The organism is Micromonospora sp. DT229 (genome assembly GCF_049844505.1).
Taxonomy (GTDB): domain Bacteria; phylum Actinomycetota; class Actinomycetes; order Mycobacteriales; family Micromonosporaceae; genus Micromonospora.
Genome location: NZ_JBNCLD010000032.1, coordinates 11,693 through 30,330, shown reverse-complemented (window position 1 = coordinate 30,330; position 18,638 = coordinate 11,693). Strand labels below are relative to the sequence as shown.

Genomic DNA, 18,638 nt, shown 5'->3' with positions numbered 1-18,638 from the left:
GCCCGACAATCCCACTACACACGCCGCCTCAACCTCGAACTCCAGCCATGATCCCGAACGGCGGCTGCCGTACTAGGACTACGGGCACCCCCTCTGGCAGCACGGTCGCCTGGGTCCGCTGCATGGCGGGTTCGCCTCGCCGGGCTCACTGCTGACCTCCACCCCGCAATACTTCCATAACCGCCTAAAACGCTCACACGGGCCCTATTGTCGTTCGTGTTCGTGTTCGCGTTCAGACTCATGACGGGGGTTGTGCGAGTGAGAAGACACATACGCCGATACGCGGCAGTCGCCGCGATGGCCGCGGCGCTACTGGTGGCGTGGACCGCGCCGGCCGCAGCGCAGCAGACGATCGACATCAACCCGGGCAACGTGCCCACCAACGCAGCGCAATTCACCCAGAACTGCGACCCGAACCTCGGCGGCGGCCCCTACCCGAACGAGGACGTGTGGGTGTTCAACCTGCCGGGCAACCCGCAGACCTCCGGGGTGTTCGAGTCGGTCACCGCGACCTTCTCCACCCCGCAGGGCACCGTGACCCGCACCATCCCCACCGACGGCGGGCAGATCGTCAACAACCTCGGCACCAGCAAAGCGTGGATCCGGCTGCCCGCGGGATGGACGCTGACCGACGCGACCGCCACCATCAGCGGCGAGGCGTCGTTCTTCGTCCTCACCCACACCTGCGCAGCCAGCGGCACACCCACTCCGACGCCCACCCCGACAGGGTCGCCGACCGGCACACCCACCCCCACCCCGACCTCGACCGGCACACCCACCGGCCAGCCCACCCCCACCCCGACGAAGTCCGAGTTGCCCGTCACCGGCACGGGCCGTGGATCCGGGCCGCTCGGCCTGGCCACCGCCGGCGTGCTCACCCTGCTGGCCGGGACAGCCCTGGTGCTGGCGCGCCGCCGCCGCGACACCCGCGGCTGACCACGCCCCGCTCAGCGTCGGCGCAACAAGCAGGTGACCGGTGCGGTCACCCGCGGTCGGCACGGGACGCCACCTCCTACGGCGCCCCGTGCCGGCCGCACCCACCAACCCGTTCGCGCCGCCGCCCCGCGGACGCCGTCCGATCGAGGAGGTACCGATGCGGCGTGCACCGACGGCGCGCGAGCAGCACCTCCGGCAGGCCACCGTGACGGCTGCACGCCCTCGCCGCGGACAACCGGGCAGCCGTCGACGCCGCCGCCCCGCACCTGCTACGACATCCCCGGACCTGGCGTCACACCGTGCTGCACCAGACCGCCGAGGCCACCCCCGCCGCGGCGCACACCCCGCAGATGGCGACGTCGTCCCGCACCGGTGTGGCCTCACCGCCGGCATGGCCGCGGTGCGGAGCTTTGCTCCTGTGGAGCCGCTCTATACGGCGGCGAACCGGGCACGATGGCGTCCCCGTGACAAGAGTGTTCACCGCGATCGGCGGCCACGAACCGGCGGATCGGCCGCGACGGGTCTTCCGGGTTCTGCGAAGGAGTGAGCCGGTGGAGAAGCCGAAACAGCAGGGTCGGTCGCTCACGTTGCTGCGCGCCGTGGGTGAGAGTGTGACGGCGGTGGCTGCCGGGGATCCACATGCGTTCGACGTCGCGGCCAGGCGCCTGTGGCGGATGTCCGCGCCATCGACCCCGCGAGTGCTGGAGATGACAGCGCGGCTCATGCTGGAGGAACTGGTTGACGACGCCGCCCTGGCCGCGACGGCATGGCCGGCGCTGGCCCGCTGCCGGGATCGGGCCCGGCGTTGGCTGCCGCAGGTCGATGAGGAACTGCTGGCCGTGTTGCTGTTCGTCGGGGCATTGGGCGGTGAGGACACCGGGTGGCTACCGGAGCCGGCCGCGACGCGGCACCGGCTGCTGCTGATCGCCGAGATCGCGACCACCGGTGACCTGCGGGTCGCGGCGTTCCTGGATGCCGCCCTGGCCGCTCACGACCGCGCCGGTCACGCCCTACCGGCAGCGATGACGCCGGCGTGGCTGCCCCGCACGCGCCTGCCGTCGGACCCGACGCCCACCGGCAGGTAGATCGGCGGCGCATCTCTGATCCGGGCGGGCAGGAGAGCCGCCGCGACCCACGTCGATCCCTGCGGACCGAGCGGAATACGCACCTGTCGACAATCCCGCCCAGGGCTTGTCCAATCGGCGAGCGCCCACGCCGCAACGTGATAGGACGGTCACCATCGCCGTGGATCGACGTCAACGTCCGCGGTCCAAGGTCGCACGGGGCAGACCGAAAGGACCGGCACATGACCGGAGCGCCACGACAGCATCCGACGGGCACACCGCGCCCTGTCAGTCCGCTACGCCAACGCCGGCGCGCCCCGCACCACCGCCCGCCAGTCGCGCGGCAGGCGACACGATGAACGGGCACCTGCCCGTCACGCCGAACTGGGGCTGCGCCGACTGCGAGCAGGAATGGCCATGCCCCGACGGCCGGCGCAGGCTCCTCGCCGAACACCACCGCACGCCGGTCCTGCTCTTCCACTGCCTGAGCTCCTGTTATGCCAGCGCCGTCGCCGACCTGCCGGGCACCGTCGCCATACACCTGCACGCCCGGTTCCTGGGCTGGCTACCCCGCACACCACCGCCGAACGCGGCACCGACCACCCGATACCTACAGAGGACAACCCGCGACTGAGACCACGACGACGACCTGCTATGACACCCCCGCACGTGGCGTCACACGGTGCTGCACCACACCGCCGAACTCCTCACCGCCGAGGCCCACCCCGCGCCAGCGCACACCCTGCAGACGCGGCGTCACTACCTGACAGGCAACCCGCGATAGGCACGCCACAACGACGCCGAACTGCTGCACCTAGCCACCAACGCCGCCCACCGCCGCGGCGCTATGCCGGCGGGTCCGGCCGGCGCCTGGCACCAGCCGCTGCTGATCGCCTGCCTCACCCACCTCGCCGACACCCGAGCCTCCGGCGTTCACTGACCACCAGCGGATCTGCGATCGCGTCATCGGCGGCCATCCACCACCACCGCCAGCCGCAGGTCCCGGTGCGCCCGATCCCCCGCCTCCCGGGCGGCCATCTCGTCCGGATAGGCGTCCACCGCGCGCGCGAGGACCACCTCGCCGTACACCAGCAGCCACCCGTAGCGGCCCGGCACCACCGCCCGCACCCGCACACCCTCAGAGCGCGCCAAACGCACCGACGCCGACGCGCACGCCCAACACGCCGCGAACGAGCCATGGCTGTAGTCACCACACACCGCCACCGCCACACCCGAACCCGAACCCACCCCCGAATCCAGCAGCCGCCACCGGAACCGGCCCGCCATCCTGTCTACCTGCACCACCGCACCCGTCACCACGCCCCCCGCCGCCGCACCCGAGCCCGCCACTGTATCGGCATCGACGAATGCAATCAGGCAGCGACGCCGTGTGCACACGGTCGACGCAGGCTCGTCAACCGCGGAGGTCAACCGCGGAGGTCAACCACGGGGCCCCTTAGCGCCAGTTCCCGCAAGATCGTTAGTCACGGGCCGGGCCTCGGCGACGGCCCGGACGTGCTCGGCGATTTCCGCCTCCGTGGCCGCCTCGATTTCCGCTCGCGTTTCCGCCTCTGCCTGCGCTCGCTTTTCCGCCTCGGCCGCGCGGGTTTCCGCCTTCGCACGGGCAGCGGCTTCCGCCTCGGCCCGAGCTGTTTCCGCCCGCGCCGCTGCCTCGGCTGCCGCCTGCGCCTGACGCGCGGCGGCGGTTTCCGCCCGCGCCTCCCGGAGTTCTTCCGCCTGCTGGGCCGCCTGCGCCGCCGCCGCGAGTTCCGCTGCGGTGCGGCCGGTGAGCATCTTGACCCTGACGACCACGATCGGCGCGATACACGCGACCGCCACCACCAAGCCCCACGGCACCTCTTCACCGGCCTCGGTGTCGATGTAGACCGGCAGGAGGTGCACCGCGATCTGGCAGAAGAGCATCAGCAGCATGCCGACGAACATGTCCTTCCACCGGCGACGGTGGAACGCGGTGATCACGTAGACGTCGAGCATGACCGGGAACATCCAGGCGATGTACGAACTGAAGTGCGCGGCCACCGCCAGGTCGAACTCGCCCTTGGCCGTGAGGATGACCGCGGCCGCCATTGCGATCCACGGACCCCACGCCACGTCGGCGAGCTTCTTCTCACTCACTCGGGCCTCCGTCAGCCGGCCGTGGCTGCGCCGGAGTCGGCACCCGCTCGTCGGCGATTCGGGACCGGCCACTGCCGAGCAGCTCGCGGGCGATCTCGTCCTCGGCGCACGACTTGTGGCAAGCGGTGCCCTGGCCGTCGCGCATCTTGGTTGGGGTGGCGCAGATCCGGCAGGGCAGCGACCGGTCCGGGTCGTAGTGGCCCGGACCGGTCCAGTCCAGGTGCACCTTCACCACCAGCAGGGCGGCCATCAACACACCTCCCCGCGCGCCTGACGGGCCGCCCGCACCTTCGCGAGCAGTTCCGCGCCGAGGGGGTTCAGGTCGGCCTCGTCGACGTCAACGGCGAGGTGGTGCCAGCGGTCGTCGAGCCACCGCGCCAGTCGGCTACCGCCGACCACCGCGACGATCAGGCCGATCGTGACGGCCGGGGAGTAGACCAGGGCCTGCGGCACCTGGTCGGCGTGCTCGGCCAGCGCCCCGCCGGCGAACACCACGCTCGGGGCGCCGACCGCCACACCAGCGGCGGCGCCGACCTTCCTCGACCGGTTCAGCCGGGCCGGAGCCGGGGGCGGCGAGGCCGATCGGCATACGGCTTGCCGGTACTCCCGCTCCGCGTCGACCAGGTGCCGCAGTACGACGGCGAGCGGGCCGAGCAGGGCCGCGACCGTCTCGGCTCGACGCTCCAGCTCGATGTCCGTCACGTTCCGCAGACCGGCCCGGTAGCGGTCCAGCACCACGGTCATGTCCAGCGCGGTCGGGGTCGTCACGCCGCACCCCCCAGCGTGCGGGCCATCTCGGTCATCTCCCGCAACCGCACGACCGGCCGCGCCTCGATCTCCGGCAGATCAGCGATCCGGTCGTACTCGGCGACCTGGTCGCCACCGTTGGCCTTGGCCCGGTAGAGCGCCAGGTCCGCCGCGCGCAGCACCCGCGACGGCTCGTCACCGACCATCGCCGACACCACGCCGACGCTGGCCCGCACCGTCAGCTCCTGCCCACTCGGCAGCGTCACCGGCGCGGCCAGAGCCCGCACCACCTCGGCACCGAGGATGTGCGCGATCGGCGCCGGCGACGGGCAGACCAACACGATCTCGTCACCACCGAGCCGAGCCACCACCGAACCGTCGACCTCGTAAATCGCGGCGGACAACCGGTCGGCGATCTCGATCAGCACCGCGTCACCCGCGTCGTGGCCGTAGGTGTCGTTGACCTGCTTGAACCCATCCAGGTCACAGATCGCCAGGTCGTAGGGCTCCCCGGCCAGGTCCGCCAGCGCCTCGGCCAGCCCGGCTCGGTTCGCCAGGCCCGTCAGCGGATCGACCAGCGCCGCCCGGCGGGCCTGCGCCAACTGCATACGTTGCGACCGCACCACGTGGGCAGCCCACACATGCCCAGCCACCGACGTCACGGCGACGGCCGGCAGCAGAACCTTCGTCAACGTCTTCACCGGGCCACCTCCGGCCCGGTCGCGGCGGCGTACGCCTCCATGACCTGGCGGGAGATCCGACCCCGGTCGGCGACCTCGAAGCCGTTGGCGATCGCCCAGGCGCGGATCGCGGCCCGCTCGTCAGCTCCCACCCGGCGGCCACCACGCGACGGTGATGCCGCGGAATCGCGGCCGGTCCTCCGCAACTTCTGCCGCACCTCGGCGAGTTGGCTCGCCAACTTGGCCTCGGCCTCGGCCAGCTCGCGGCGCCGCACCTCGGCGGCCTCCCGTTCCTGGCGCTGCGCCTGCTCCGCCTCGATCCGGGCGGTCAGGTCCTTTACCAGGCCAGCGATCTTCTCGCCGAGGTGCCGGGTCCGCGCCAGGTCGCTGTCGGCGGCGATCCGCAGCAGATCCTCCACGCCGCGAGGGGTCGTCGGCGTGGTCGGAGTGCCGGTCGGCGCGGCCGGGGCTGGCGCCGGCACGCAGGGGCCCTTGGTGACCCGGATGCCCATCGGCACCTGGTGCGCCGGAGCCGGCTGGCCCTGGGCGGCGCGCACGGCGGCGGTCCGGTCGATGCCGTTTACCGGCGTCATCGTCGTGCTGGTCATGCCGGCATCACCACCGTCGCCGGCAGCAACCCGCGCAGCGCCCGCAGGCCCTTGTACTGCAAGCCCTTCACCGCGCCCGGGGTCTTGCCGAGCGCCTGGGCGGTTTCCTCGATCGACAGCTCCCGGAAGTAGCGCAGGGCAACGACCCGCCGCTGGTCCGGCTTGAGTTGCGCGATGCCGGCGAGCAGTGCGTCACGGGTCAGGCTTGCCACCGCGTCCGACTCCGGGCTCGGCACCCGGCCGACCGGGGCGGCGTCGTGCAGCTCGGCCACCGGACGCTCGCGCCGCTGGTGCGACCGCTGCCAGTTGATCGTCAGATTCCGGGCGATCGTGGCCAGCCACGCGCCGAAGTCGCTGCCGCGCTGCCGGAACGTGCCGATGTTGGCCAGTGCCCTCGTGAACGTCTCCGAGGTCAGGTCCTCGGCCGCCTCCCGGTCGAACACCCGCCGGTGCACCTGGCGGCGCACCTGGTCGACGTACCGGCCGTAGATCGCGCCGAACGCCTCCGCGTCACCGGCCTGAACCCGCGCCACCAGCGCAGACACGTCATCAGACGTCGATCCGGGAAGGGGTTGCACCGCATGATTTCGGGCAGCACGTACCCTCATTGCTGGCATCTGAGCCTCCTTGGTTGGGATGCCATGCCGGCCTCGGCGGGGCGCAATCCCGCCGGGGCCTTTTCCGCGCCCTTCGAAAGGGCCAAGAATGATCACCTGGGTCTGTATGCAGACCTATCAACGTGCGGACAACGTTAGGTTGTCAATGCGTCAGGGTCAAGGATTTCTGTATGCAGACCTTCAAAGGTCTACTCTGGGGCTTATGAGCACCGGCCCAACCGACGCGCGACCTATGCAAGTTCGCGTCGCCGACGACATCCGCCTGAAGATTGAAACGGGTGCCCTCCGACCAGGTGATCAGCTACCGACCCTCGACGAACTGGCAGCAGGCAACCTGGTCAGCCTGGCCGTGGCGCGTAAGGCAATCGATCTGCTCAAGCAGCAGGGGCTCGTCGTCACAGTTCAGGGCAAGGGCACGTTCGTCCGGGAGCGCCCAACCGCGCGCAGGCACGGCATCGACCGGTACGCCAAGAGCCGCTGGAGGGCCGGGCAGGCGATCCTGGCTGCAGAGGCGAAGTCACAGGGGCACAGGGCCAGCCAGTTGATCCGAGAGCTCTCAGAGACACCAGCGCCAGCACTCGTCGCTGAACGGTTCAAGATCCCCGTTGGCACTCCAGTGTGGGTCCGGCGACGGACGACCCTCGTAGATGATCGTCCTAACCAGCTCGCCGACTCCTACTTCGAGCTGGGTGTCGTCAAAGGCACGCAGATCCAAGAGGAACACACTGGCCCTGGTGGCAGCTACGCCCGGCTTGAAGAGGCCGGGTACGAGCTAGACGAGATCGCCGAAGAGTGGTCGGTCCGGATGCCTACAGGCCCGGAGAGTGCGGCACTACGCCTGCCAGCGGGAACACCCGTGGTGGACCTGGCCCGCACAACGTTCGACATCACCGGGAGACCGGTAGAAGTCATGCTCGCCGTCATCGCGGGCGATATGGTCCAGATGTCGTACCGGTTCAAGATCCCCGACTGAAGGCGGTCTGTGCACATCACCTACGCGGCCGCCATGGAGGCAGCCCCGGACAGCACCAACGAGGACCGCTTCGCTGTCGGCGACGGGTGGGCCCTGGTCTTGGACGGCGCAGGCCGATATCCCGGAAAGTCGGGGGGTTGCATTCACCCCGTCAGCTGGATCGTCGAGCGGTTGACCGCTCATCTCAGCGCCGGCCTGGCCCAGCCAAAGAGTCCGCTGACCGCCATCGTCCGGTCTGCGGTTGAAGCCACCATGGCTGACCACGGCTCCGCATGTGACCTCAGCGATCCGCTCTCACCAGGAGCAACGGGCGCAGTAGTCCGCTTCGGCAAGGACCAAGTGGAGTGGCTTGTTCTCGGCGATTGCGCGGCAGTCATCGACCAAGGTGCCGACGGGTGCACAAGCATCGTTGACGACCGTGTCGATCACCTGCCGAACGCACCCGTAGTAGAGGGCCGGGTGCGTACCTACTTGCCGGAATACGTGGCGACCGTGCGCAACCAGCCCGGGGGGTTCTGGGTCCTCGGCGCAGTGCCAGCGGCTGCCGACCATGCGCTGGTGGGGTCGCTGCCGAGCGGCTCAGTCGACCAGGTGCTGCTTTGTTCCGACGGCGTCTCTCGACTAACCGAGCGGTACGGGTGGACCTGGCGCGAGGTCTTGGACCTTCAAGCAATCAACGGACCCGAGGCAGTCATCCGTGCTGTTCGCGCGGCTGAACGGGATGATCCAGACCCTCGGCGTTGGCGCGGCAAGCTTCACGACGATGCAACCATCGTGGTCCTCCGAGCTCGCAGAGACTGAGTGCCCCCCAACCATGAGCAGTGCGATCCTGATCTCGATGCTGCTGGCGGCGTAGGCGACGGGGAGACAGGCGGCCGGCCTCGCCGTGCCGAGGCGGCCGCGCCAGCGCGGCCCTGCCGGCGTCGGTGACCTCAATGCCGGCGCAAGCACGTCGTCGGGCTGGGTACCGGCCATCTGTGGTCATGGGGCGTTTGGGCTGGCCGTCGAACCACTGCTATGTCACCGGCCGCAAACTCGCTGGCCACCGTTAGTTCCCGGCATCCTCCAACGACAGGCGATGACCCGTAATCTGGCCCGGATCTCGCTCGTTGCCCAGTAGGAATGGATGTCGGGGGCCAGCTCGTTGCCAGCCCCCGACGGCTAAGGCTATTTCTGGTCGCCGCCGCGTTCGCCAACGAAGATGGCGACCAGATGTAGCAGGTGAGCGATGGTCCTGGCCATAGCGGCCAGGCCATCGTGCCCGGTGGCGTGCAGGATCTCTGCCGTCGCCTCCAAGCCGGTGGCCGTGGCCATCAGGGCCCTAGGTTCCCAGTCGGATACCGCCGGCTGCGGCATCTGGCTGGACCGGTCGTTGTGCGCTGACGAGGAACCGTCTGGCTCCTCGTCTCCTTCCTTCTTCTCGGTCACCGGTGAGCCGAGACGAATACCGGTGGACCGTGCGCTCAACCCGATGAACGAAGACGAGCCGGGTGCGTGACGCTTCTCGACATATCCGCCCTGCACGGCAGCAGCCGTCAATCTCACATACGCTGCAGGCCACCACTCATCCGGCGCCCTGAAGGCTGAAGTGGTGCCCTTGCAGTTCACGCATAGCTGAGGCCGCAGCGGATGCTCCGCTGCGGCCTCAGGCAAGACAAGCCGCTGCTCTACCGATTGAGCTACATCCCCATGTGGTGGAGATGACGGGACTCGAACCCGTAACCGGCGGCGTGATCGTGGGGCATCCCCGAGGGGTGCCATCTCCAGTGTAGAGGGTGGCCGCTACCAGGAGCCGTCTATGGGTACGACCCAGCGGGGGCGTCGCCCGCTGATCATGTAGGCGTCCGGCTCGTCGGTGAGGACGACGCAGCGGCCCTGGCGATAGGAAAGGACGGCGGCTGCGGCGAGGTCTTCGCGGCCGTCGTAGTAGAGGGTCCAGTCGAGCAGGAGGTCGTCGTCGGAGCGGTCGGGGGAGACGATCACGACCTGGGGGTGGTGCATGAGCTCGGTGAGGTCGATGCCCGGGTCGCGGCGTACGGCAGCCACGAGGCAAGCGACGGGTACGGCGACCGCTTCGCCGGCTTCGTCGGCGAGCAGGATGGGCTCGTGGACGTGCATGGATCCGGCTACGAACGCAGCAATCGCGCTGGTATCGAGCACCAGCGCGATCGGGCGGTTGTCGTCAGTCACGCGACGCGGCGCCGGCGGGCTGCGGCCCACTCCCGTACGACGCGCATCTCGTCATCGCGTTCGTCGGCCCACTCCTGGTCGCTCACCTCGGCGAGGTCAGCGCGCAGGAGCTGGAACCGGTCGCGGATCTGAACGCGCTCGGTGTCCTGGTCCTGGTCATCGGCCATGCAGTGGAGTCTACGCCTGGCTGAGGTCGAGAATGCTCCATCCGGCGGGCAGGACGGCGACAGCCGGCTTGGGTGCGGTGGTGGCCAGGTGTGCCTGGTGGGCGATGGCGGTGCGGGCGGCGTGACCGAGGGCGATGTCGCCGCCGGCGGCGCGGGCGAGGACGCCGACCTGGCGGGCGTCGTCGATGCCGGGCTCGGCCCCGAGGGGTAGCACGGTGACGGCCGGGGTGGTGGTCAGGAGGGTGAGCAGGGCGGCGCTGACCTCGCTGCTGGTGGCGGCGTAGGCGGCGGCGAGGCAGGCGGCCGGCACGCCCACCGTACGGCCTTCGTCGGCGACCTCGGCGATCAGCTCACCGACGGCGACCTGCCCGTCGACGTATGCCGCGAGTGCGGTGGCGTCCAGGACGACGGCGACCTGGTCGCCGCTCATGCGGCCTCGTCGAGCATGCGCTGCCCCTCGGCGAGGGCTTCGTCCGGGATGGGGGTGGCGAGGCGATCGCGCCAGCGGGCCTTGCCGGCGTCGGTGACCTCGATGCCCGCCCGGCGCAGCGCCTCGTCTAGCCGGGTGCCGGCCATCTGTGCGCGAACCGCTGCGGTGATGGCGGCGCTGACATTGGGCTGGCCGTCGAGCCACTGCGCGACGTCGTCCGGGACGCTGATGGAGCGCTTCGCGGTCATGGCCCTAGCCTACCTCGCCGGTAGCACCAGCGGTGCTACCACGTGGTGATGGAACTCATCGCTCCCAGGCCGCATGTTCTTCAACATCATGGTCACCTTCGCCGAATTCGAGGTCGACCTGCTGCGGATGCGGACGCGGGAGGACATGGGCCATCGCGCGGGCCAAGGGCAAACTTAAGGGACGAGCGCCGAAGCTTTCGGCCGCCCGGCAGGCGCATGTGCTCAAGCTGCACGCTGCCGGCGAACACACGGTTGCTGAGTTGGCGGAGCTGTTCGAGGTGTCGCGGCAGACGGTGGACCGGGTTCTGGACCGAGCCAGGGCCACATCCACCGGAGCTCGGACGACTGCCTGAGCAGCTCTGTGGCGTTGGTCGTCGCCGAGGCTTCTATTGCTTGAGTACTCCTGAGCTCGGGCGGCTATCGAAGGTGGCGTAGAGAACGACGCCGGCGATGGCCGCAAGGGCCATCGTCAATGCGGCTGCTGGTGAGGACGCGGGGGCGAGCAGGACGGCCCACGGGTGTACCTCACCGGTCGTACCGTCACGACCGGCGGTGAACATCGCGGCGGTCGGCGCGAAGACGGCGATCCACGCGATCCTGGAGCCGGCCAGGGTGGCGGCGGTGAGTGCGAGGCCGGACAGTCCAAGGCAGTTACGGAGGATCACTGTTCGCCATTGCGGCTCCGCGGCGCCGATGATCGCGGTGGCGGCGGCGGTGAGCGCCGCGATGCCAGTGGCGGCCCACAGCAGGCGGGCGACGGCCAGTCTGCGGGGCGCACGGACTTCGAGGGCGGCCATGTTGTTGGTGAACGCCAGGCCCAGCGGCAGCGCCGGCAATGCCGCGGCGAACGGGGCGAGGGACGTCTTCGCCTCATTGTAGGAGAAGGGCTGGGCGTAGGAGTGGGTGGCGAGCAGGGCGCCGGCGGCGAGGGCGGCGCCGATCGCGGCCACCGTGAGGGGACTGACTCGGGACCAGGCGAAGACCCGGGCCGGGGTCCGTCGTGCGGCGAGAGCCTGCCAGGTGCGTTCGGTCACCGGTTCGCGCCGAACCCGGGGTAGGTGACGCCGTCGGGCAGGGTGAAGCCGGTCTGCTCGCAGCTCCACAGCCTGCGGTAGTTGGCGCTGAACCACTGCATGCGCGCGGTGGGGGGCAGAGCCCGCACACCGTCGACGAGCTGCTGCGGTGCGTCGTCCGAGGCAGGTAAACCGAGGGTGGTGCGGGTGAGCGCGAGCAAGGCGCTGGCGATGAGTTGAGCGTCCTGCGAGGGCGGCGTTCCGGCATCAAGGCAGCCGAACGGGATGATGACAGCTTCGATCAGCGCTGCATGGCGCTGATCGGGTTGTTCGATGAGTGAGGGCCGCAGTCGGATCTGGCCGACTCCGCGTTCGGCGCCCAGCGGAACGGCTTCGCCGTAGACGCGGAACCGGCGGGGGGTGTCCGGGGCGTCTTCGGCGATCGCGGTCTCAATGTCGGTGAGCTGGGTAACGAACTGCGGGTACCAACGTTGTAGTTCGGGCACTCCGCAGACCTGCGGGCCGGTACGGCCGTCGGTGCACACGTGGGCGGTTAGGGGCGCGGGGCGCAGTTCCTGCTGGCGGGGGTTGATGGCGGGGACCGCGAAGGTCACCGCGAGAACCAGAGCTGCAGCGGTGGCGATCTGGCCGACGAGGCGGTGCCGCACGGCGACGACGATGAGCAGGACCAAAGCGGCGAAGAATCCGAGTCGGTAGAGCAGCAACGCGGGCACCAGTTCCAGCCCGATGAGACTGCGGACCGAGCCGAACCAGGTCAAGCCGCGAAAGTGCATGCCGTACTGCGAAAGGTCGACCACCGTGGCGGCGACGAGGACGACGGCGAGGGCCGGCGCGGCGAGCGGTGACTTGATCCACCAGCCGGCGGCCGTGCCGGCAGCGCAGTACCCCGCGACCGCGGCGACCTGCACCCCTAGCGTCAGCATTGAGATCCGCCCCACGGGCTGTGACCCGGCTGCGGTGATGAGGTAGAAGGCGAGGATGGCCAGGTGCAGGGCGAGCCACCAGGTGACGGCGCCGAGCCACACCGCGAGGCGCCCGGCGTGGGGGTCGGTCAGTTCCGGCTCGAACGCCGCAGCGCGGCGTCTGGTCAGCCAGGCTTCCCATGCGGTGGCGCCGGCGATGACCGCGCCACCGAACAGCAGCCACCGGCCGGCGGCCATGCTGGTCCACAGCCACTCGGTGCGCCAGTCCTGGTTCGGCTCGGACGACTGCACGAAGTACAGAATCGCCACGGGCAGGGGTAGGAAGTACGGGGCGTAGGAGCGCTTGACGCTGGTCCACCACAGTCGGGCCGTCACCGCAGCGCCTCCTTCGTCGTCAGGGTCAGGAAGGCGCGGTCCAGCGGGGATCCCTGCCCCTCGGCACGGTCACCGATCTCAGTCAGATCGGCGACTGAGCCGGCGAAGCGCACCTCGCCCTCGTCGAGCAGAACGGCGTGGCCCCCGACGGCGGCGACGTCCTCCAGCAGATGGGTACTGACCACAACGGTGGTCTGCGCCGCTAGGTCGGTGAACAGCCCGCGCAGGTCCACTCGCTGCTTCGGGTCCAAGCCCACGGTCGGTTCGTCGAGCAGGAGCAGCTCAGGCCGGTGCACCAGCGCCTGCGCAATGCCGGCGCGGCGCAGCATGCCACCGGACAGGGTGCCCATGCGGTCACCGGCGCGGTCGGCGAGGTTGACCCGCTCCAGCGCCTCCCGCACTCGGGCCGGCCGCTGCCGGCGCGGCACACCCTGCAGCCACGCGAAGTGAGCGACGAACTCCGCCACGGTCAGCCGGGGTGGGAACCCGAAGGCCTGCGGCAGATACCCCAGACGGCCCCGGCCGGCCGAGGCGGGCACCAGCACCTGCCCGTGGTGCGGTTTGAGGTCGCCCAGCAACAACCGGAACAGTGTCGTCTTACCAGCACCGTTGACTCCGACAAGGAAGGTGAGCCCGGCGGGAAACTGCACGCTCACCCGGTCGAAGACTTGTCGTCCTCGATACCCGAACGACACGTCGCGGACCCGAACCACCGGGATGCCGGAACCTTTTCGCACTCGAAGACACCTCAATCCGAGACACCGAAACAGGGGACTGAAAGGACACTGTGCCGCAGCGGGGGCCGACCGCCGGCGACGGTCGGCCCCAGCGTGTCGGATCGGGTCAGCAGTAGCAGGAACCGCGGAGGATGCCTGCGGTGTACTTGTCGCTGGCGTTGGCGATGTCCAGCGCGGCCTTGAACAGGCCACGGCCGGAGTCGCCGCTGGCGTTGACCTTGTTCCACACGGCCCAGGACACGTAGCTGGTGCTGTGCGTGCGATCGGTGTCCGTGGAGCCGTTGCCCCACCAGCCCGTTGAAGCTGGGCAATGCGGATCTCGATGATCGCCTGGGCCAGTTGTCCGGCGGCCTGGATCGCGGCGGTGACCGCCGCGGTGGCCCGCTGGTGGATCTCGGCCATCTCGTTGTCGGGCACTACCTTGTCCTCCTCAACGCTGTGGATCCCGGTCGACGCGCGGGTCGACGCGGGGCCGGACCGGGCCCAGCACGGTGTGGGCCGCCCGCTGCGGCGGCCCGCCCTGGGTCGGCACGTGCACCTGGTCGACGAGCTGGGCTCCCGACTGGAGCAGGGGCATCAGGTGCGCGGCAGCGGTAGCAGCCGCGCCGGCGGCGTGGGCCTGTTGCTGCGCGGCGCGCAACTCGGCCAGCGCCACAACGAGCCGGGCCGCCTGAACGACTACGGCGAGCAAGACGGCCGCCTCACCACCGTCGCGAGCATGTCCGGCCACCAGCAGCGCGTCCGCCACACGACCCAGCTCCCCGGCCACCGACGACGCTGCGGGCGCCGGCGCGCGACGCGGCGGTGCCGCTGCGCGGGCCAGGGCGTCGGCGGCTCGGCTCACCGGACCCCGCCCCGATGGTTCGGTGGCCGCCGCTACCCGTGCCAGCAGCTCGGCGCTGGCCCGCGCCACCGCTGGCCACTGCGGCGAATCGGGAGCCACTCCGGCCAGCCGGCCGCTGATCGCCTCCAGCGCGGCCGCCGACGACCGCCACACCGCCATCCGGTCCTCGCCGCGGAGGTTCGATTCTGCGGAATCCGCCGCCTTCCACCGGCCAGCCGAGGGCCGTTCCGTCTCGGGCCACCGCTTGCGGACCTGGGGCAGGCTGAGGTCGCCGTCCAGGCTGCGCCCGGCGTACCAGGTCGGCTTGCCCGCCCCGGCCGGCCGCAGCGCGACCGCGTACCCGACCACCTGATCCGGGTCCTTCGCCGAGGTCCGCGCTGCGACCAGCAGCCCCGCGCCCTTCATCCGCGCCACCCACTCGGTTTCGCTGCCCGCCCCGGCCAGCGCCGCCCGGACCAGGCGCCGCAGCAGTTCCCGGTCCGGCGCCTGGCCGCTGCGCCGGGCCCGGTCGACCTCTGGCCGGCTCAGCTCCGGCCGCCTCGTCGCCCCGCTCCGGCCGGGCGTCCACTTGCCCAGCCCGAACTCGTCCTCCAGGAGATCGGCGACCTGCTGGCTGCGCCGCTTGTCCTGCCGCAGCCACACCGGCGCCCCGTCCTCGGTGGCGAGGGTGACGACCAGGTGCACGTGGTCGTTGCCCTTGGCCGACAGGCCGTGCCGCACCGCGATCCACCGGCACCCGGCCCGCTCCGCGTCGCCGGTGAACCCCATTTCGGCCACGAACCGCCCCGCGATGCGCGACCAGGTCGCATCGTCCAGCTGCCCCTCCTGCGCGGGCAGGCTCAACGAGCACTGCCACACGTACTGCTGCACCCCACGCTCGCCAGCGGCGATCTGCGGCGCGTCCAGCCGCGCCGCCAACTCCTCCAAAGACCACCCGCCACCGTCGCGATCACGACGTTCCGGAGCGAGCAGCGCTACGTCGTCGTACCCGGCGACCAGGTGCGGGTTAACGTGTTCCTCGGCCTTTCCCGGCCCCCACAGGTACTCCAGCAGACCGCGTACCCGGCTGCCCTAGGTCACCTTCGGGATCATCGGCGACCCGTCTGCGCGGCGGCGATCGCGGTCACCAGCTCGTCGGCACGCGCCGCCACTCTCGCCAGGTACGCCGCCGCCGCTGCCAGGTCACTGGCCGGCTCACCGGTGGAGTGCAGCCGCGCTACGGCCTGGTTCAGGTTGTGCGCCGCACCCCGCACCTGCCGGTGCACGCCCATCAATTCGACCAGCAACGGCCCCGTCTCCGCGGCGCCGTCTGGACCGGCCGGGGCGGGCACCAGCGGCGCCGATCCGGCCTCCGCCAGATACGCCGAGGTGGCCATCCGGGCCGCCGCCGCATTCGCCTCGACCGCCGCCATCTCCGCCTCGGACAGCCGCACGGTCACCCGATGCACGCGTGGATCGTCGTCGCTGTGGGCACGCCGCCGGCGCTGGTTCGCACCGAACCGAACCACGCCGACCTGCGCCGGATCAGCCACGTCGACCACCCTCCCGACGGATGTTGTCCGTCGTGTCTCGGCCGGCCGCAGCACGGCCCGTCTGACCAAAAGTCAGACTTTTACTCCAACTTGCTCCGACGAATGAGGCGGGCCGCGTACGTGAGATGTGGGTGTGCGGTTGCGCCGAACGCACCTGATGGTGCGTACCACGGACCCACTCCGTGGGGGCCGCAAAGGATGGCCGGTCGCCGCCCCACATCAAGGACGCTGCGCGTCGCTGCCCGATGGGCCTGGGGCCCACCCTTGCCCCTGGTCGACGCCCTCGGCTGGCGTTGATGGCGCCCCCACCGGTCCGGAGGAAGGGTGGAAAAGCGGGACCGTAGCGATCGATCTTGGCCGCTAAGGTAGGCGTCCACAAACACCAGAGCGGTACATCCTGGGGGAGGAATCTATGGTCGAGCAGAGCGCCAAGGCTGTCCGCGCGGAGACGGAGCGGGCGGCGCTGGGCTTGCTGCGCGAGCGTGCCAACCTGGTCGGTGAGGCGGCGACGGCCCGGCACGACCGTGACCAACTGGCCGAGGCCCTGCGTGCCGCCAACGCCCGCTACGCCGAGCGCTATGCCGCCGCAATAGAGGGTGGATGGACGGTGGACGACCTGGCCAGGCTCGGTCTGGATGCGCCGGAGTCGAGCACCGCCAAACGTCGCCGTTCGCGCCGGCCGGCCTCGCTCTCCGGTCCGCAGCAGCTTGACGACCAGACCGTGCACGCCGACGCCGGTGGGCAGGCGTAACAGCGACAGGCACGGCACTACGGCGGCCTCTCCCACGGGGGTGGCCGCTGTCGTGTTGGCGTTCATGGCCGCGCCCCAAGCGGCGCGCCACGGCTCCGCATGAACGGCACCGGGTCGACCGCGTTGCTGCTGTTGGCGTTGTACGGGCCGGCTGGGACGTTGACGTGCACCTCGAAGTGCAGATGCGGGCCGGAGCTGCCGCCGCTGTTGCCGACGAACCCGATCACCGCACCCGCCGCGATCTGCTGGCCGATAGACACCTCGGGGCGTCGGATCATGTGGCAGTAGCGGGTGACGATGTTGCCGGGGTGGCGGATGTCGACGTACCAGCCGCAGCCCCGCGCACCGGTGTGCCCGTCCCGGTCGCACGTGGTGTACCAGTCGCATTTGACCTGCTCGACTACGCCGCCCGACGCTGCCCGGATCGGGTCGCCCCGCACGTCAGCCTTCGACATGTCCACCCCGGCGTGCAGCCGGCCGCCCCGGGGTCCGAACGGACTGCCGACGAAGGCGTTCAGCGGCTGCACCCACCCGCCCGGCCCGACCGGCACCGGCCCAAACTCGTCCAGGCCGCAGGGGGCGGTCGGAGCGCCACCACCGATATCGCGGATGTCCGGCAGACCGAGCACCGCGGCGGCAAGCAGCTCGGCGTCGTCCTCCCACTTCTGGTACTCCTCTGGATAGCCGGAGCGCTGCACCGCCTGCGCGGCGTCCGTCAACCGCATCCGTTCCCAGCCCTCGACCCGCGCCAGGGCTTCGTAGAATTTCGCTGCGGCGTAGCTGGGCGTCATCCGCTCGCGCACCGTGCCCCACCCCGGGCGTTGCTGGAACAGCCCGACCGAGTCATGGTCGCGGCCCACGCCCTCATGCGGCAGGTTCAGCGACTCGGGCACGTTGGCGTTCGCCAAGTTGCGCAACGTGGACTCCTGCATCGCGGTCGCCAGCGCAATCACGTAGCCGCGAGCAGGTATGTCCTGTTGCCGCCCGACGGTGACGATCGCAGCTGCGTTAGCCACCTGGGCACCGCTCCACCTGCCCACGTCGGGCACTGTGCCGTCGGGTAGCGGCGGCAGCTCGCAGGCGGCGGCTTCCGCCCGCTCCTGGCCGAACATCAGCACCGGCAGCGCCACCGTGCCGCCGCACAGCAGCACCACTACCGCCACCACCGCCACGGCCAACGCGACCGGTTTGCGGTTCATCCGACCGCACGCTGGAAGTCGTTACCGGTGACCAACCAACGCCCGGCCAGAGCCGCCACCTTGACGGTCAATGTCCCTCCGTCAGTGGCGATCTCGTACTCGGCGGCGCCGTCCTTCGGCGACCTCGTGGCTTTCGGCTGCCCAACCACTCGGGCCGCCGGGACGCGCGCCGGATCGACGGTCCGCAACTGCTCGGCGAAACCGTCGTCACAGATCTTCGCGACCTGCCGCCACCACTCATCGGCGGCCAGGTCCGAACGGACCCAAGCCCGCGCGAACCGTACGGCTACTGCTGGTGCCTGTGCCGCTGGCGGCGGCGATACGATCCGCTCATCCCGTCCGTGGTCGTCCCGGCCCGGGGACTCACCAGGCGTCGGCGTCGCTGCGGCGTCGCCGATGGTCGGTGGCACCGGGCTACTGGGATCCGGCGCCGGCACCACCGGCGTA

27 protein-coding genes are annotated in these 18,638 nt (G+C 70.5%); 8 read left to right on the top strand and 19 right to left on the bottom strand.

Annotated features, from left to right (window positions below):
* The first annotated feature begins 258 nt into the window (after window positions 1-258).
* From ACLQ2T_RS28450 to ACLQ2T_RS28440, 3 genes are all read left to right on the top strand, one after another.
* On the top strand, window positions 259-936 hold the full coding sequence (locus ACLQ2T_RS28450; RefSeq protein ID WP_425736058.1) for an LPXTG cell wall anchor domain-containing protein: 678 nt from the start codon (window positions 259-261) through the stop codon (window positions 934-936).
* A gap of 551 nt (window positions 937-1,487) precedes the next feature.
* A complete protein-coding gene (locus ACLQ2T_RS28445; RefSeq protein ID WP_425769443.1) occupies window positions 1,488-2,021 on the top strand; it encodes a hypothetical protein in 534 nt (177 codons plus the stop codon).
* A 334-nt stretch (window positions 2,022-2,355) separates the two neighbouring features.
* Window positions 2,356-2,634, top strand: a complete 279-nt coding sequence (locus ACLQ2T_RS28440) for a hypothetical protein (protein ID WP_425736056.1) — start codon at window positions 2,356-2,358, stop codon at window positions 2,632-2,634.
* Between the two features lie 329 nt (window positions 2,635-2,963).
* On the opposite strand, the gene ACLQ2T_RS28435 is transcribed toward ACLQ2T_RS28440, so the two are convergent.
* From ACLQ2T_RS28435 to ACLQ2T_RS28405, 7 genes are all read right to left on the bottom strand, one after another.
* Window positions 2,964-3,128, bottom strand: a complete 165-nt coding sequence (locus ACLQ2T_RS28435; protein WP_425736055.1) for a hypothetical protein — start codon at window positions 3,126-3,128, stop codon at window positions 2,964-2,966.
* Window positions 3,129-3,440: 312 nt separating this feature from the next.
* Window positions 3,441-4,136 carry a hypothetical protein gene (locus ACLQ2T_RS28430; RefSeq protein WP_425769442.1) on the bottom strand — a complete coding sequence of 232 codons (696 nt, stop codon included), beginning with the start codon at window positions 4,134-4,136 and terminating at the stop codon, window positions 3,441-3,443.
* Window positions 4,129-4,386, bottom strand: a complete 258-nt coding sequence (locus tag ACLQ2T_RS28425) for a hypothetical protein (RefSeq protein ID WP_425769441.1) — start codon at window positions 4,384-4,386, stop codon at window positions 4,129-4,131. The genes ACLQ2T_RS28430 and ACLQ2T_RS28425 overlap by 8 nt, the downstream gene beginning before the upstream one ends.
* Window positions 4,386-4,904 carry a hypothetical protein gene (locus ACLQ2T_RS28420; protein WP_425769440.1) on the bottom strand — a complete coding sequence of 173 codons (519 nt, stop codon included), beginning with the start codon at window positions 4,902-4,904 and terminating at the stop codon, window positions 4,386-4,388. The genes ACLQ2T_RS28425 and ACLQ2T_RS28420 overlap by 1 nt, the downstream gene beginning before the upstream one ends.
* Window positions 4,901-5,584 (bottom strand): GGDEF domain-containing protein, encoded by a 684-nt coding sequence (locus ACLQ2T_RS28415; protein ID WP_425769439.1) that lies wholly within the window; start codon window positions 5,582-5,584, stop codon window positions 4,901-4,903. The genes ACLQ2T_RS28420 and ACLQ2T_RS28415 overlap by 4 nt, the downstream gene beginning before the upstream one ends.
* Window positions 5,581-6,171, bottom strand: coding sequence for an Lsr2 family DNA-binding protein (locus tag ACLQ2T_RS28410; protein ID WP_425769438.1), 591 nt, complete (start codon window positions 6,169-6,171; stop codon window positions 5,581-5,583). Before ACLQ2T_RS28410 ends, ACLQ2T_RS28415 begins: the two co-directional genes overlap by 4 nt.
* Window positions 6,168-6,779, bottom strand: coding sequence for an RNA polymerase sigma factor (locus ACLQ2T_RS28405; protein WP_425769444.1), 612 nt, complete (start codon window positions 6,777-6,779; stop codon window positions 6,168-6,170). The genes ACLQ2T_RS28410 and ACLQ2T_RS28405 overlap by 4 nt, the downstream gene beginning before the upstream one ends.
* 211 nt (window positions 6,780-6,990) lie before the next feature.
* On the opposite strand from ACLQ2T_RS28405, the gene ACLQ2T_RS28400 reads away from it, so the two are divergent.
* Both ACLQ2T_RS28400 and ACLQ2T_RS28395 read left to right on the top strand, forming a co-directional pair.
* A complete protein-coding gene (locus ACLQ2T_RS28400) occupies window positions 6,991-7,761 on the top strand; it encodes a GntR family transcriptional regulator (protein WP_425769437.1) in 771 nt (256 codons plus the stop codon).
* 9 nt (window positions 7,762-7,770) lie between these two features.
* Complete coding sequence (locus tag ACLQ2T_RS28395) at window positions 7,771-8,562, top strand: protein phosphatase 2C domain-containing protein (protein WP_425769436.1); 792 nt, start codon at window positions 7,771-7,773, stop codon at window positions 8,560-8,562.
* 366 nt (window positions 8,563-8,928) lie between these two features.
* Here ACLQ2T_RS28395 and ACLQ2T_RS28390 read toward each other — a convergent pair whose 3' ends face one another.
* The 5 genes from ACLQ2T_RS28390 to ACLQ2T_RS28370 all read right to left on the bottom strand — a co-directional run bounded on the left by ACLQ2T_RS28390 (window position 8,929) and on the right by ACLQ2T_RS28370 (window position 10,796).
* Entirely contained in the window at window positions 8,929-9,300 is a 372-nt protein-coding gene (locus ACLQ2T_RS28390) for a hypothetical protein (RefSeq protein WP_425769435.1), read from the bottom strand.
* Window positions 9,301-9,543: 243 nt separating this feature from the next.
* Entirely contained in the window at window positions 9,544-9,951 is a 408-nt protein-coding gene (locus tag ACLQ2T_RS28385; RefSeq protein ID WP_425769434.1) for a hypothetical protein, read from the bottom strand.
* Entirely contained in the window at window positions 9,948-10,118 is a 171-nt protein-coding gene (locus tag ACLQ2T_RS28380) for a hypothetical protein (RefSeq protein WP_425769433.1), read from the bottom strand. Before ACLQ2T_RS28380 ends, ACLQ2T_RS28385 begins: the two co-directional genes overlap by 4 nt.
* Before the next feature lie 10 nt (window positions 10,119-10,128).
* Window positions 10,129-10,548, bottom strand: coding sequence for a hypothetical protein (locus tag ACLQ2T_RS28375; RefSeq protein WP_425769432.1), 420 nt, complete (start codon window positions 10,546-10,548; stop codon window positions 10,129-10,131).
* A complete protein-coding gene (locus ACLQ2T_RS28370) occupies window positions 10,545-10,796 on the bottom strand; it encodes a hypothetical protein (protein WP_425769431.1) in 252 nt (83 codons plus the stop codon). The genes ACLQ2T_RS28375 and ACLQ2T_RS28370 overlap by 4 nt, the downstream gene beginning before the upstream one ends.
* A gap of 73 nt (window positions 10,797-10,869) precedes the next feature.
* On the opposite strand from ACLQ2T_RS28370, the gene ACLQ2T_RS28365 reads away from it, so the two are divergent.
* Both ACLQ2T_RS28365 and ACLQ2T_RS28360 read left to right on the top strand, forming a co-directional pair.
* Window positions 10,870-10,974 (top strand): hypothetical protein, encoded by a 105-nt coding sequence (locus ACLQ2T_RS28365; RefSeq protein ID WP_425769430.1) that lies wholly within the window; start codon window positions 10,870-10,872, stop codon window positions 10,972-10,974.
* 40 nt (window positions 10,975-11,014) lie between these two features.
* Window positions 11,015-11,149: a helix-turn-helix domain-containing protein gene (locus ACLQ2T_RS28360; RefSeq protein WP_425769429.1), complete on the top strand. Its 135-nt coding sequence runs from the start codon at window positions 11,015-11,017 to the stop codon at window positions 11,147-11,149.
* 33 nt (window positions 11,150-11,182) lie between these two features.
* Here the strand turns inward: ACLQ2T_RS28360 and ACLQ2T_RS28355 are convergent, their stop codons facing one another.
* The 6 genes from ACLQ2T_RS28355 to ACLQ2T_RS28330 form a co-directional block, all read right to left on the bottom strand.
* Complete coding sequence (locus ACLQ2T_RS28355; protein WP_425769428.1) at window positions 11,183-11,830, bottom strand: hypothetical protein; 648 nt, start codon at window positions 11,828-11,830, stop codon at window positions 11,183-11,185.
* Entirely contained in the window at window positions 11,827-13,128 is a 1,302-nt protein-coding gene (locus ACLQ2T_RS28350) for a hypothetical protein (RefSeq protein WP_425769427.1), read from the bottom strand. The genes ACLQ2T_RS28355 and ACLQ2T_RS28350 overlap by 4 nt, the downstream gene beginning before the upstream one ends.
* Window positions 13,125-13,784 (bottom strand): ATP-binding cassette domain-containing protein, encoded by a 660-nt coding sequence (locus ACLQ2T_RS28345; protein ID WP_425769426.1) that lies wholly within the window; start codon window positions 13,782-13,784, stop codon window positions 13,125-13,127. The genes ACLQ2T_RS28350 and ACLQ2T_RS28345 overlap by 4 nt, the downstream gene beginning before the upstream one ends.
* A gap of 187 nt (window positions 13,785-13,971) precedes the next feature.
* Window positions 13,972-14,106, bottom strand: coding sequence for a hypothetical protein (locus tag ACLQ2T_RS28340; protein ID WP_425769425.1), 135 nt, complete (start codon window positions 14,104-14,106; stop codon window positions 13,972-13,974).
* 189 nt (window positions 14,107-14,295) lie between these two features.
* Window positions 14,296-15,636: a relaxase/mobilization nuclease domain-containing protein gene (locus ACLQ2T_RS28335; protein ID WP_425769424.1), complete on the bottom strand. Its 1,341-nt coding sequence runs from the start codon at window positions 15,634-15,636 to the stop codon at window positions 14,296-14,298.
* A gap of 161 nt (window positions 15,637-15,797) precedes the next feature.
* The gene (locus ACLQ2T_RS28330) at window positions 15,798-16,241 is read right to left on the bottom strand and encodes a plasmid mobilization protein (protein WP_425769423.1); all 444 of its coding nucleotides are present in this window, start codon (window positions 16,239-16,241) and stop codon (window positions 15,798-15,800) included.
* Between the two features lie 412 nt (window positions 16,242-16,653).
* On the opposite strand from ACLQ2T_RS28330, the gene ACLQ2T_RS28325 reads away from it, so the two are divergent.
* Complete coding sequence (locus ACLQ2T_RS28325; RefSeq protein WP_425769422.1) at window positions 16,654-16,992, top strand: hypothetical protein; 339 nt, start codon at window positions 16,654-16,656, stop codon at window positions 16,990-16,992.
* Window positions 16,993-17,054: 62 nt separating this feature from the next.
* On the opposite strand, the gene ACLQ2T_RS28320 is transcribed toward ACLQ2T_RS28325, so the two are convergent.
* Entirely contained in the window at window positions 17,055-18,191 is a 1,137-nt protein-coding gene (locus ACLQ2T_RS28320; RefSeq protein ID WP_425769421.1) for a M23 family metallopeptidase, read from the bottom strand.
* Window positions 18,192-18,638: the final 447 nt, after the last annotated feature.

What these genes read in the sequence shown, in the direction of transcription:
- ACLQ2T_RS28440 (WP_425736056.1), top strand. Translation starts at nt 2,356, where the DNA reads ATGAACGGGCACCTGCCCGTCACGCCGAACTGGGGCTGCGCCGACTGC.
- ACLQ2T_RS28425 (WP_425769441.1), bottom strand. Translation starts at nt 4,386, where the DNA reads ATGGCCGCCCTGCTGGTGGTGAAGGTGCACCTGGACTGGACCGGTCCG.
- ACLQ2T_RS28410 (WP_425769438.1), bottom strand. Translation starts at nt 6,171, where the DNA reads ATGACCAGCACGACGATGACGCCGGTAAACGGCATCGACCGGACCGCC.
- ACLQ2T_RS28405 (WP_425769444.1), bottom strand. Translation starts at nt 6,779, where the DNA reads ATGAGGGTACGTGCTGCCCGAAATCATGCGGTGCAACCCCTTCCCGGA.
- ACLQ2T_RS28400 (WP_425769437.1), top strand. Translation starts at nt 6,991, where the DNA reads ATGAGCACCGGCCCAACCGACGCGCGACCTATGCAAGTTCGCGTCGCC.
- ACLQ2T_RS28380 (WP_425769433.1), bottom strand. Translation starts at nt 10,118, where the DNA reads ATGGCCGATGACCAGGACCAGGACACCGAGCGCGTTCAGATCCGCGAC.
- ACLQ2T_RS28375 (WP_425769432.1), bottom strand. Translation starts at nt 10,548, where the DNA reads ATGAGCGGCGACCAGGTCGCCGTCGTCCTGGACGCCACCGCACTCGCG.
- ACLQ2T_RS28370 (WP_425769431.1), bottom strand. Translation starts at nt 10,796, where the DNA reads ATGACCGCGAAGCGCTCCATCAGCGTCCCGGACGACGTCGCGCAGTGG.
- ACLQ2T_RS28365 (WP_425769430.1), top strand. Translation starts at nt 10,870, where the DNA reads ATGTTCTTCAACATCATGGTCACCTTCGCCGAATTCGAGGTCGACCTG.
- ACLQ2T_RS28325 (WP_425769422.1), top strand. Translation starts at nt 16,654, where the DNA reads ATGGTCGAGCAGAGCGCCAAGGCTGTCCGCGCGGAGACGGAGCGGGCG.
- ACLQ2T_RS28320 (WP_425769421.1), bottom strand. Translation starts at nt 18,191, where the DNA reads ATGAACCGCAAACCGGTCGCGTTGGCCGTGGCGGTGGTGGCGGTAGTG.